Raw genomic sequence first — 12339 nt, forward strand, 5'->3', positions numbered from 1 at the left:
CAATCTGATCAACCACCGCCAATTTAAAAGACAGTGAGTAATCACGCTGTGTGCGCTTTACACCTTGCTCCATCTGACTCTCCGGAAATTCGGGATGGGAGGTGTAAACCTTATTCAGGACGGGACAAGTTGCAAAAAAAAGCCCCGCCAGGGTCGGCAGGGCTATTTTTCAGCAGGTCAGGCCTGGATGGGTTCGGCCCACATGTCGTACTCGTCGGCGTCAGTGACGCGGCAGCGTACGGTGTCGCCTGGCTTGAAGCCGTGGTTGCCGTCGATGAATACGTTACCGTCGATTTCCGGGGCGTCGAAGTAGCTGCGGCCTACCGAGCCTTCTTCCTCGACTTCATCGATCAGAACGTCGATTTCGCGGCCGATGCGCAGTTGCAGACGGGCAGTACTGATTGCCTGCTGATGGGCCATGAAACGATCCCAGCGCTCTTGCTTGACCTCGTCAGGGACGATGTCCAGGCCCAGGTCGTTTGCTGGGGCGCCTTCAACTGGCGAGTACTGGAAGCAGCCTACGCGGTCGAGTTGGGCTTCGGTCAACCAGTCGAGCAGGTACTGGAAGTCTTCCTCGGTTTCACCTGGGAAGCCGACGATGAAGGTTGAGCGGATGATCAGTTGCGGGCACTGTTCGCGCCAGCTTTTGATGCGTGCCAAGGTACGGTCTTCAAACGCTGGGCGCTTCATCGACTTGAGCACTTTCGGACTGGCGTGCTGGAACGGGATGTCCAGGTACGGCAGGATCTTGCCAGCCGCCATCAACGGAATGATGTCGTCGACATTCGGGTAGGGGTAAACGTAATGCAGGCGCACCCAGGCGCCCAGGCTGCTCAGCGCCTCGCACAGTTCAAGCATGCGCGTCTTGACCGGGCGACCGTTCCAGAAGTCGGTCTTGTACTTGACGTCGACACCATAGGCGCTGGTGTCCTGGGAGATTACCAGAATCTCCTTGACCCCGGCTTTGACCAGGCGTTCGGCTTCGCTGAGCACTTCACCAACCGGGCGGCTGACCAGCTTGCCACGCATCGACGGGATGATGCAGAAGCTGCAACTGTGGTTGCAGCCTTCGGAAATTTTCAGGTAGGCGTAGTGGCGTGGTGTCAGTTTGACGCCTTGTGGCGGAACCAGGTCGATCAACGGGTTGTGATCCTGACGCGGGGGTACCACTTCGTGCACGGCGTTGACGACCTGCTCGTACTGTTGCGGGCCAGTCACGGCCAGCACGCTTGGATGCACATCACGGATGCTGCCTTCCTCGACACCCATGCAACCGGTAACGATGACCTTGCCGTTTTCCTTGATAGCTTCGCCGATCACTTCGAGGGATTCGGCTTTGGCGCTGTCGATGAAGCCGCAGGTGTTGACCACCACTACATCGGCGTCCTGGTAGGTCGGCACGACTTCATAGCCTTCCATGCGCAGTTGGGTCAGGATGCGCTCGGAATCGACCAGGGCCTTGGGGCAACCCAGAGATACGAAGCCGACCTTAGGCGTGGTTGGCGTAGGAGTGGTGGACATGACTAACCTCGGTGTAATGGGGACAGTCGTGCCACAAGCGCGCTGTCCTGTATGGGCGCTGGCAGCGCCTCTGATCAAAAAGTGCGCAATTCTAGCGGGCGCAATGTCACTTGACCAGCAGAAAAGCGACGAACGCTAAGCTATGCTTCGCGCCAGCGTGCCTGTGTTTGCATAGGGCCTGGCCAGCGATGGCGGCAGGGTGGCAATCATTTTAGCGTTCTACCGGCTCATAAGCCTTGGTTGCGGGAGTGACGGATGGTTCAGGCAAGCGATCAGGCTGATTCCGGGCATTCGGCGGCGAAGCCGCTGAGCTTGTTGGTGGCGGCAGTAGGTGTGGTTTACGGCGACATTGGCACCAGCCCCCTCTATACCCTCAAGGAAGTGTTTTCCGGCGACTATGGGGTGCCGGTCAACCATGACGGCGTGTTGGGTATTCTGGCGCTGATCCTTTGGTCGCTGATCTGGGTGGTTTCGCTCAAGTATGTGGTGTTCATCCTGCGTGCCGACAACCAGGGCGAGGGCGGCATCATGGCCCTGACCGCGCTGGCTCGCAGGGCCTCGGCGCCTTATCCCAAGTTGCGTACGCTGATGGTCGGCTGCGGCCTTATTGGTGCCGCGCTGTTTTATGGCGACAGCATGATTACCCCGGCCATTTCGGTGTTGTCGGCAGTGGAAGGCATGCAACTGGCCTTTGAAGGTATCGACCATTGGGTGGTGCCAGTGGCGCTGGTGGTGCTGGTCGCGCTGTTTCTGATTCAGAAGCATGGCACGGCACGAATCGGCATTTTGTTCGGGCCGGTGATGGTCGTGTGGTTTGTCGTCCTGGCAGCGTTGGGCGTGCATGGTATTTCCCAAAGCCCCGAAGTGCTCAAGGCATTCAATCCGATCTGGGCGGTACGGTTCTTCATTGTGCATCCCGGCATGGGCGTTGCCATCCTGGGCGCCGTAGTGCTGGCCTTGACCGGGGCCGAGGCGCTGTACGCCGACATGGGTCATTTCGGCCGTAAACCCATAGCTCGGGCGTGGTTCATCCTGGTGTTGCCAGCGCTGGTGCTCAACTACTTTGGCCAGGGGGCGATGTTGTTGCAGAACCCTGAGGCTGCGCGTAACCCCTTTTATCTGCTGGCGCCGGGCTGGGCGTTGATACCTTTGGTCGGTCTGTCTACCCTAGCGACGGTCATCGCTTCCCAGGTGGTGATATCAGGGGCCTTCTCCCTGACGCGCCAGGCCATTCAACTGGGCTACGCGCCGCGCATGCAGATTCAGCACACCTCCAGTGACGAGCAGGGGCAGATCTACATCGGCACCGTGAACTGGGCGTTGATGGTGGGGGTAATCCTTTTGGTGATCGGGTTCGAATCATCGGATGCGCTGGCATCGGCCTACGGCGTGGCGGTCACCGGAACCATGTTGATGACCACGTTATTGGTATCCACCGTCATGCTGTTGTTGTGGAAGTGGCCCCCCGTGCTGGCGGTTCCGGTGCTTCTCGGGTTTTTGTTTGTCGATGGCCTGTTCTTCGCCGCCAACGTGCCCAAGGTTGTGCAAGGCGGTGCTTTTCCGGTACTGGCGGGGATTGCTCTATTCGTCCTGATGACCACCTGGAAGCGCGGCAAGCAGATCCTTGTCGAGCGTCTGGATGAAGGTAGCCTGCCGCTGCCACTCTTTATCAGCAGCATTCGCGTGCAGCCACCGCACCGGGTTGAAGGTACCGCAGTGTTCCTGACGGCCCGGCCGGATGCCGTGCCTCATGCGTTGCTGCACAACATGTTGCACAACCAGGTGCTGCACAACCAAGTGGTGCTGTTGACCGTCGTCAGTGAGGACACGCCGAGGGTGGCTGCGCAGCATCAGTTTGAGGTTGAAGCCTACGGGGAAGGTTTTTACCGAGTCCTGCTGCACTTTGGCTTCATGGACGAGCCGGATGTCCCCGCTGCGCTCAAGCTGTGCCACCTTGAAGGCCTCGATTTCAGCCCGATGCGCACTACCTACTTCCTCAGCCGCGAGACGGTAATTCCCTCTCGGCTGGTAGGCATGAGCCGATGGCGTGCCATGCTCTTTGCGTTTTTGTTGAAGAACGCCAACGGCAACCTGCGCTTCTTTAACCTGCCGTTGAACCGAGTGATCGAGTTGGGCACCCAGGTCGAAATCTAGGGGGAGGGCAGTAGCTGCAAGTTACAAGCTACGAGTAAAAGGGCGATGTCGCTTTGTCTCGCAGCTTGTAGCCGACAACGTGCAACTGCGCGTCCAGATGCGGGTCAATTCTGTTCAGCGACGCTGGTTTTGCCCTGGCGGTCCTCGATGTCTCCGATCAAGCGCTTGGCCAGCGCTGGGTAGTTCTCGTCAAAATGATGCCCGCCTGGGAGTTTCAGGCGTTCGCCAACGGCGGTGTGCTCGGTGCAGCCACTTTCATCGGCTTCTTCTTCACCGTAGATACACACCACCTTGGCCGCCGGCAGCTTGGCCATTTCCGGGCCGGTGGGTGCTTCCTTGCCGGCGTTGCCCAGCCAACCCTCGACTTCAATCTCGAAACTGCCACTGCGGGCGAAGGCCAGAAGGATTACCGCATCGATTCGTTTCTGGTCTTCAGCAGGAAGGCGATTGTAGATAGCAGGCAGCACATCGGCTCCGAAGGAATAGCCCGTCAGCACAAAGCGCTTGGTGCCCCATTTCTGTCGGTAGTGCTGCATAAGTTCCGACAGGTCGATGGCGCTTTGCTCGGGAGTCTTGTGCTGCCAGTAGTAGCGCAGGGTGTCGATGCCGACCACTGGATAGCCAAGCTTGGCCATCTCGCCAGCTACATCGCGATCCAGGTCGCGCCAACCACCGTCACCCGACAGGAAGAGGGTGACCGTGTCGGTAGTCTGGCCGGCCGGTACTTCAACCACCGGGATGCTCATGGCATTGCCTTCCTCGCCCACCAGGGCTTGGGTCAGTTGCGCCTTGAGCACTTGCGGCAAGTGGATGTCGTAATCGCTGATGCTGGTTTCGGCGTTGGGCTGATCGCGAACAAAGGCTGCGCTGGCGTCGTCCGGGTTGTCGTTCCAGGCCACGCTCCAATGGCCGTGGGCGGCCGACTTGGGCAGGGGGATGGCGCAGCCGGGGCGTTCGATGCTGAAATCCACCGAGATGGCCTGAGCCTTGTCATCGGTCTGCGTCGCGAGCCAGTCCCATGCTTGGCTGGCGCCTGGGCCGATACCTGCGACCAGGGTCGCAGGGCCTTGCAGTTGTTGCAGTGCTTGCTTGACGGCAACCTGTTGCACGGTGCAGTCGCCGGGCGGCAGGATGACCTGGACCAGTTGCGCTTCCCCGCTCTGGCTCAAGTTCAACAACTGTTTGTCGGTCAAGGATTGGTCCTGGGCAACAGCGACAACCACCCGGGCCTTGGGGTGAGTGCCAGGTGTTGCACGGGTCAGGCTGCTGCCATCGCCCAGCGTCAGGTGCTCCAGGCGTGGTTCAGGGGCAGGGCGGGTCCACAGCCAAAAGCCCAGGACGGCGGCGATCAAGCCCAGCAAAAGCGTTGCCGCAATATGCAGCCAATAGCGTCGAATCATCAGCGTTTCACCAAACCAGTCAGGCCGCCGGCAATCAAGGCGGCAGTGTCAGCCAGCGCTACCAGCGGATCGAGTCCGGCAGGCACGGCCATATAACGGGGTTCCCAATCAGGCTGGAATTTGTCCTTGAATCGGCGCAGCCCCTGGAAGTTGTACAACTGCTCGCCTCGTTGAAACACCATCGAGCCCAGGCGTTGGGTCAAAGGTGCGCCACGGCGAGGTTGCAAGCCGGAAAGTGGCACCATGCCCAGGCTGAAGCGGCTGTAACCCTGATGCTTATAGTGTTGGATCAGGCCGATCATCATGAATTCCATGGTCAGCTTCGGTGCCTGCGGATGAGCGCGCATCAGGTCAATGCTGGCGAGTTCGCGGCTGTGGGTTTCCAGTAAGTTGGCAAACGCTACCGGGCGGCCTTCGAAGCGGATCAGGGCAATGCGAAAATGCCGCAGGTACTCGGGTCTGAAACGACCCAGGGAGAAGCCTTTTTCGCGTACGTTCTTGCCGGTAAGCCAGGCATCGGAAATCACTTTCAGCTCTTCGAGTGGAGCTTCCCCAGGCTCGTGGATTTCCAGGGTCAGGCCATCGCGCCCGCCACGACTCCAGGTGTAGCGCAGGTCCTTCATCTCTTTGCCCTTGGCGTCCAGATCAAAGCGATTCAGATCGACGCGAGCCTCCTCCCCCAGCTTGATGGCAGTCAGGCCAATGTCCATATAGAAAGGCAGGTTCTCGGCGCGCACCTGGTAGAAGACTGGGCGGGCATGGTGCACATCACACAGGTCGCGAAACTGCCAGATCATCTCGGCACGCTTGTGCGCCGGTCCGATGGGGTCATACAGGGCTACCAGGCTACGACCACGCTGAGCATACATAAGGAACGCATCATCATCGGGATGGAACAGCAGTGCTTTGTCGCCGGTCAGCGCCAATCCCCCATCCGGCTGGTCCGACGCCTGCAATATACGGTTGGCTCGTTGCAGCTCTTCCTCATTAGGCAGATGAATCACCGGGCGTGCGGTGCGAAGCAGCCAGGTCAGCGCGAACGCCACTAACAGTACCGTGCTACCCAGCGCCGAGCGCAGGGCTCGAGGGGCGTCGGCGTCCAGGGTGAACTGCCACCACAATTGGTGGCTGTAGGGTACGTCCTGGTAGGCGAATAGCAATAACCAGATCGATGCAGCCAGCACGCAGGTGCTGGCTGCCAGGTAAACCGCAGAAAAAGGCAGCTCCAACAAGCGGCTGGGCCGGTAGAAGGCGCGGCGAAACAGCGCCAGCAGACAGGCGGTGAAGGTCAGGATACTGGCCTCTTCCCAGTCAAAACCTTTTAGCAACGAGAGCAGGGCGCCGACCAGCAACAGGATGGTGGTCAGCATCCAGGCCGCGGAGAGGCGGCGGCGCAAGCCTTGAGCCAACAGCAGGCACAGCACGCCAATCAGGCTGGCGCCAAAATGCGAAGCGTCGATCAGGCGATGGGGAATGAGAAAGCCCAGATGCTGGAGGCGTTCGTCTATTTCCGGCGTCGCACCGGAAAACAGCAGCACTACACCGGAAAGAAAGACCAGTACAGCGAGCACTGGGGCGGCAAGTCCGGATGCCACCTTGATTGCCTGGCTGGCGACTTTGTATCGACGCGCCTCACTGAACAGCAGCACTGCGCAGGCAAGCAGCAACGGTAATACCACATAGATCAGGCGATATAGCAGCAGTGCAGCAGCCAGAGGCGCGGCACCCAGTTGATCGGCGAACGCTGCCAGCAGAATTGCCTCGAATACGCCGACACCACCTGGTACATGACTCAGCACCCCGGCGGCCAGGGCCAGTAGGTACACCAACAGGAAAGCGCCGAAGGGCGGCGCCTCGGGCAGTAGCAAGTACAGCACGGTCGCTGCTGCGGCGACATCCAGTGCAGTAATCAGCATTTGTAAAAGTGTCAGGCGGGCACCCGGCAAGCGCAGGGTGCGACGACGCACCCTGACCAGCAAAGTGTCAGCATGAGGCTGTTCTGCCAGGCGTCGACGGTACAGCCCGTAGACCAACAGCATGGCCAGGCCCAGTACTGCCAATGCAATACCGGCTAGCAGTGTTGATGGGAGGCGCAGGGCGCAAGCGGCCGCAGGCAGATTGCTCAGTGTTGCCAGGGCAGCCAGCGGTGGCAACGCACATCCCAGCGACAAGCTGGCGAACAGGGTCATGCGCGCGACTTCGGTCGCGCTGACACCCTGGCGTACATAAAGTCGATAGCGCACTGATCCACCGGAAAGCAGCGACAGTCCTATGGCATTGCCAATGGCAAAGGCACTGAAGCCCCCCATGATCAGCGTCCGTGGCGGTAACTTCACACCGGCATAGCGACTGGCAGACCATTCGTAACCCAGCAGGATGATGAAGCCGACAGCAGTCGCCAGCAGGGCTCCGGCAAGCGAGGAGGGAGGAACGCTCAGTAACGAATCATGCAGTGCATAGATATCCAGCTCGCTCAGCAGGTGGCGACAGGCGATCAAGGCAATGGTGAACAGTAGTAGCGTCAACGCCAGGCCGATGGCTTGGCGATAACGGCTAAAGCGGTCAAGCCAACGCAACTGGCGTTTGGCGTTGGGCAGGGTTGCGGTAACAGGCGCTTGTGTCTCGGATGTCTGGCTGCGCATCAAATACCTCGTGGGTGGTGCACGCCAGGACGAAAGTATTCAGCCAAGGTACCAATCCCTATGGAAAGTAGTGACGGCTATGATCGGGCCGCTGCCTTCCTTGAGGATAGTTAAACAAAATTTATATTGCCGCGTGGGCTACAGTGAGGATGTGCAAATCGCAGATGCAAAAAAGGCCACTTTTTTCAAAGTGGCCTTTTCTGTTGTTTGGTTGCGGGAGCCGGATTTGAACCGACGACCTTCGGGTTATGAGCCCGACGAGCTACCAGACTGCTCCATCCCGCGTCTGATGTGGCGAATTCTACAGCCTTTGAGAAAGCTGTCAACGCTTAATTATTGATTTTCAATAAATTTATGCGCGAGCACTTTATTTTAGGCAAAGAAAAAGGCCACTCCGAAGAGTGGCCTTTTCTTAATCTGGTTGCGGGAGCCGGATTTGAACCGACGACCTTCGGGTTATGAGCCCGACGAGCTACCAGGCTGCTCCATCCCGCGCCTGTGAGATGAATTCTACAGTTATGCGCCGGAGTGTCAAGCACTCATTTTGAGAAAACCTTTTTTCTTCAAGTGCTTAGCGGATGAATGAGGGGTGGCAGGGCAGTGGGTGCGGGGCTTTAGGTCAAGTATGTGTATATTCATCCAGTACAGATGGTCGTGGCTACATTGGAGTGAGATACTGCCTACACCTTTATATCCCCGTGGTTTCGGTTGCTGATGCCCCAGCGCAAGATCATCCATATAGATTGCGATTGCTTCTATGCCGCTATTGAAATGCGTGACGACCCACGTCTGTCTGGGCGACCTCTGGCTGTGGGGGGCTCTGCCGAGCGTCGTGGTGTAATCGCTACCTGCAACTATGAGGCGCGAGCGTATGGCGTGCGGTCGGCGATGTCTTCTCGTCATGCGCTCAACCTGTGTCCCGACCTTTTGATCGTAAAGCCGCGAATGGATGCCTATAAAGAAGCCTCCAGGGAAATTCATACCATCTTTCGTGATTACACCGATCAGATCGAGCCGCTGTCGCTGGATGAAGCCTACCTGGATGTTTCGGACAGCTCCTGGTTTGCCGGCAGTGCGACGCGCATTGCCGCTGATATTCGTCGCCGGGTTGCCCAACAGTTGCATATCACGGTGTCAGCCGGCGTTGCGCCCAACAAGTTTCTGGCCAAGATAGCCAGTGACTGGCGCAAACCCAATGGCTTGTTTGTGATTACCCCAGATCAAGTCGAAGCGTTCGTGGCGGTACTGCCCGTCAGCAAATTGCACGGTGTAGGCAAAGTGACCGCCGATAAGCTTGGTCGCCTGGGTATCAGTACCTGCCTGGAACTGCGCGACTGGAGCCGCCTGGCCCTGGCTCGCGAATTTGGAAGTTTTGGTGAACGGTTGTGGGGGCTGGCGCGCGGCATTGATGATCGTGCAGTACATAATGACAGTCGCCGCCAGTCAGTCAGTGTTGAAAACACCTATGACGTCGACTTGCCTGATCTGGCCAGTTGTTTAAGCAAATTGCCGGATCTGATGGAAACCCTCGCCGGGCGTATTCAGCGTATCGACGATAGCTATCGGCCGGGCAAGCCCTTCGTCAAAGTGAAGTTTCACGATTTTACCCAAACGACCTTGGAGCAGGCTGGCGCAGGGCGAGACTTGAGTAGTTATCAGCAGTTGCTCAGTCAAGCCTTTGCCCGTGGTGGCAAGCCGGTGAGGCTGCTGGGAATCGGCGTGCGCTTGCAGGATTTGCGCGCTGGACACGAGCAGTTGGAGCTTTTCAGTCGCGACTAAGAAAAAACGCCAGCAAGCTGGCGTTTTTTCAAGGCTCACGCAATCAATGTACGCCAGGGTCGGCAACCAGGCGGCCGGCATCCTTGGTCAAAGACTGGAGAAACTCCTGCTGCAACTCGGGATCGTTGCGGGTCAGCTCGATCAGGCTTTGTTCCAGCTCGCTGGCTTCTTCCTCCAGGCCCAACTCGGACAGGCGCTTGACCCGGTGTACCCACTGGCTGACTTCATCGTCCTCAAGGTCGTCGAAAATCAGGTCGTGGGCTTCCACCAGCTTGCTGCGCAACGTGCCGCTGATCAGCAGGCTGGCATCACCACGTACATCGTTGTCTTCATCGGCGACTTGCAGATGCAGGGTGCCGATGTGGGTCAGGTTCTGCTCCGAGAACGGGCTATCGAGCAAATTCAGCAGCAGCACGCCGTTACGGTCGGTGGTCAGTGTGTGGGTGACCTTGCCAGCCTTGACCTCAACCGGACGATCGCTCCACGGCAGGTTCGCATACTCTTTGCGCTTGTCTTTCTGTACCTCGGTGATCCCGGCAAGGTTCTGCTGGGCGCGGCCATTGGACTGGGCGTTCATGAACGGGTTGAGACCATCGATGCCGTAGCTGAACCAGTCGCGCGTGACGCTGTCGGGCAGATTGCCCAGCGCAAAGATGTTAACCACGTTGGCGCCGACTCCGGCAACCACAGCGACCGCGCCGAGGGGAATCTCGTAGACTTCCCGCCAGGGTTGGTAAGGCGTGTAGCGATCATAACGACGGGTCACTTCAAATTCGGTTACTTCGAAGTTTTTCTGTTCGTGAATACGCACACGCCGCTGGGGCAGCTCGAGTACCTTGGGGTCCCCGACATCTATCTGCAGGCTGTGTTCGAGCAGCTTGCGCTCGATGCGTTCCTCGTGCTCGCTGCGCTGGGACATCTGGTTGGCGCAGCCGCTGAGCAACAGGGCGCCGCACAGTGCGGCGCCCCCCAGGGAATAGGTACTTCGCTTGAACATGATTACTCTTGCGTTGACTTAGCGGCGGATGCGGGCTTGCAGGAACGACAGCACCTCAGCCACTGGCAGTGGTTGCGCGTCACGTTCGGTGCGGTGCTTGTATTCCAGGTTGCCTTCGGCCAGGCCGCGGTCGCTGACGACGATGCGGTGTGGAATGCCGATCAGTTCCATGTCTGCGAACTTGATGCCTGGGCTGGTTTTCTTGTCACGGTCGTCCAGTAGCACTTCGAAACCAGCCGCGGTCAGCTCGGCATAGAGCTTGTCGGTGGCTTCGCGAACCTGCTCGGTTTCGTAGCGCAGCGGTACCAGGGCAATCTGGAATGGGGCCAGGGCATCGCTCCAGATAATGCCGTTATCATCGTAGTTCTGCTCGATGGCCGCAGCTACCACGCGCGATACACCAATACCGTAGCAACCCATGCTCAGGGTTACGGGTTTGCCGTTATCGCCCAGTACCTGGCACTTGAGCGCCTCGCTGTACTTGGTGCCCAGTTGGAAGATGTGCCCAACTTCGATGCCGCGCTTGATCACCAGGGTGCCTTGGCCATCAGGGCTTGGGTCACCGGCAACAACGTTGCGCAGGTCGGCTACCTGTGGAACGGGCAGGTCGCGCTCCCAGTTGACGCCGAAATAGTGCTTGTCGTCGATGTTGGCGCCGATGCCGAAATCGCTCATCAAGGCGACCGAACGGTCGATGATGCAAGGCAGGGGCAGGTTCAGCGGACCGAGGGAGCCTGCGCCCGCGCCGATGGCGTCACGCAGTTCTTCGTCGCTGGCCATGACCAGAGGGCTGGCAATTTCTGGCAGGTTGGCGGCCTTGATCTCGTTCAGCTCGTGGTCACCACGAACGACCAGGGCAATCAACTTGCCTTCTTCAGCAGCATGAACGATCAGGGTCTTGACGGTCTTCTCGATCGCCAGATTGTAGTTCTCTACCAGTTGCGCAATGGTCTTGGCGTCGGGGGTGTCGACCAGGCGCAGCTCTTCGGTAGGCGCGGGGCGCACGGTTTCCCGTGGGATGGCCTCGGCCTTCTCGATGTTGGCGGCGTAATCGGAACTGTCGCTGAAGATCACATCGTCTTCACCGGACTCGGCCAATACATGGAATTCGTGAGAGTAGCTGCCGCCGATCGAACCGGTGTCGGCTTGCACTGGACGGAAGTCCAGGCCGAGGCGGGTAAAGATGTTGCTGTACGCCAGGTGCATGCGGTCGTAGGTTTCCTGTAGGGAAGCCTGGTCGGCATGGAAGGAGTAAGCGTCCTTCATGATGAATTCGCGGCCGCGCATCAGACCGAAGCGTGGACGGATTTCGTCACGGAATTTGGTTTGGATCTGGTACATGTTCAACGGCAGCTGTTTATAGCTGTTGAGCTCGTTGCGGGCGAGGTCGGTGATGACCTCTTCGTGGGTTGGTCCCACGCAGAACTCGCGGCCGTGACGGTCTTTCAGGCGCAGCAGTTCGGGGCCGTACTGCTCCCAGCGACCGGACTCCTGCCACAGCTCAGCCGGCTGAATGCTTGGCATCAGCACTTCCAGGGCGCCGGCGGCGTTCATTTCCTCGCGGACCACGGTCTCAACCTTGCGCATTACCCGAAGGCCCATCGGCAGCCAGGTATAAAGGCCGGATGCGAGCTTGCGGATCATGCCGGCACGCAGCATGAGCTGGTGGCTGATGACGACCGCGTCGGACGGGGTTTCTTTCTGGGTAGCGAGCAAATATTGACTGGTGCGCATGGTAGGCCGTTGTCGGTTGCTTAAGACTTAAAATGACCCCGCATTGTACGGGGGCGATTCGGTGGCGTACAGGATGCCGGAGCACGAAGGCGTTGTCAGCCCGGTTGAGGAC

General features: G+C 58.8%; 7 protein-coding genes and 2 tRNA genes. 2 read left to right on the top strand and 7 right to left on the bottom strand.

All coding sequences use genetic code 11. The annotated features are described in order from the left end of the window. Positions 1–177: 177 nt before the first annotated feature. Positions 178–1521 carry a 30S ribosomal protein S12 methylthiotransferase RimO gene (rimO, locus tag H8F21_RS19755; RefSeq protein ID WP_203585169.1) on the bottom strand — a complete coding sequence of 448 codons (1344 nt, stop codon included), beginning with the start codon at positions 1519–1521 and terminating at the stop codon, positions 178–180. A 255-nt stretch (positions 1522–1776) separates the two neighbouring features. Between rimO and H8F21_RS19760 the strand changes: the two genes are divergently transcribed. Beyond that, a complete protein-coding gene (locus H8F21_RS19760) occupies positions 1777–3675 on the top strand; it encodes a potassium transporter Kup (protein WP_203585170.1) in 1899 nt (632 codons plus the stop codon). Positions 3676–3779: 104 nt separating this feature from the next. On the opposite strand, the gene H8F21_RS19765 is transcribed toward H8F21_RS19760, so the two are convergent. The 4 genes from H8F21_RS19765 to H8F21_RS19780 form a co-directional block, all read right to left on the bottom strand. Next, positions 3780–5075, bottom strand: coding sequence for a virulence factor family protein (locus H8F21_RS19765; RefSeq protein WP_203585171.1), 1296 nt, complete (start codon positions 5073–5075; stop codon positions 3780–3782). Then, entirely contained in the window at positions 5075–7717 is a 2643-nt protein-coding gene (gene mprF, locus H8F21_RS19770; RefSeq protein WP_203585172.1) for a bifunctional lysylphosphatidylglycerol flippase/synthetase MprF, read from the bottom strand. The genes H8F21_RS19765 and mprF overlap by 1 nt, the downstream gene beginning before the upstream one ends. Positions 7718–7925: 208 nt before the next feature. Then, positions 7926–8002: transfer RNA gene (locus H8F21_RS19775), tRNA-Met, on the bottom strand. 133 nt (positions 8003–8135) lie between these two features. Further along, a tRNA-Met gene (locus tag H8F21_RS19780) sits at positions 8136–8212 on the bottom strand. Between the two features lie 219 nt (positions 8213–8431). Between H8F21_RS19780 and dinB the strand changes: the two genes are divergently transcribed. Next, positions 8432–9496: a DNA polymerase IV gene (gene dinB / locus H8F21_RS19785; protein ID WP_203542007.1), complete on the top strand. Its 1065-nt coding sequence runs from the start codon at positions 8432–8434 to the stop codon at positions 9494–9496. Positions 9497–9539: 43 nt separating this feature from the next. Here dinB and H8F21_RS19790 read toward each other — a convergent pair whose 3' ends face one another. Both H8F21_RS19790 and H8F21_RS19795 read right to left on the bottom strand, forming a co-directional pair. After that, positions 9540–10493 carry a hypothetical protein gene (locus H8F21_RS19790; protein WP_203475978.1) on the bottom strand — a complete coding sequence of 318 codons (954 nt, stop codon included), beginning with the start codon at positions 10491–10493 and terminating at the stop codon, positions 9540–9542. An 18-nt stretch (positions 10494–10511) separates the two neighbouring features. Further along, complete coding sequence (locus H8F21_RS19795) at positions 10512–12227, bottom strand: proline--tRNA ligase (RefSeq protein ID WP_203475977.1); 1716 nt, start codon at positions 12225–12227, stop codon at positions 10512–10514. Positions 12228–12339 lie beyond the last annotated feature (112 nt).

This window comes from Pseudomonas arcuscaelestis, assembly GCF_016881005.1.
Taxonomy (GTDB): domain Bacteria; phylum Pseudomonadota; class Gammaproteobacteria; order Pseudomonadales; family Pseudomonadaceae; genus Aquipseudomonas; species Aquipseudomonas arcuscaelestis.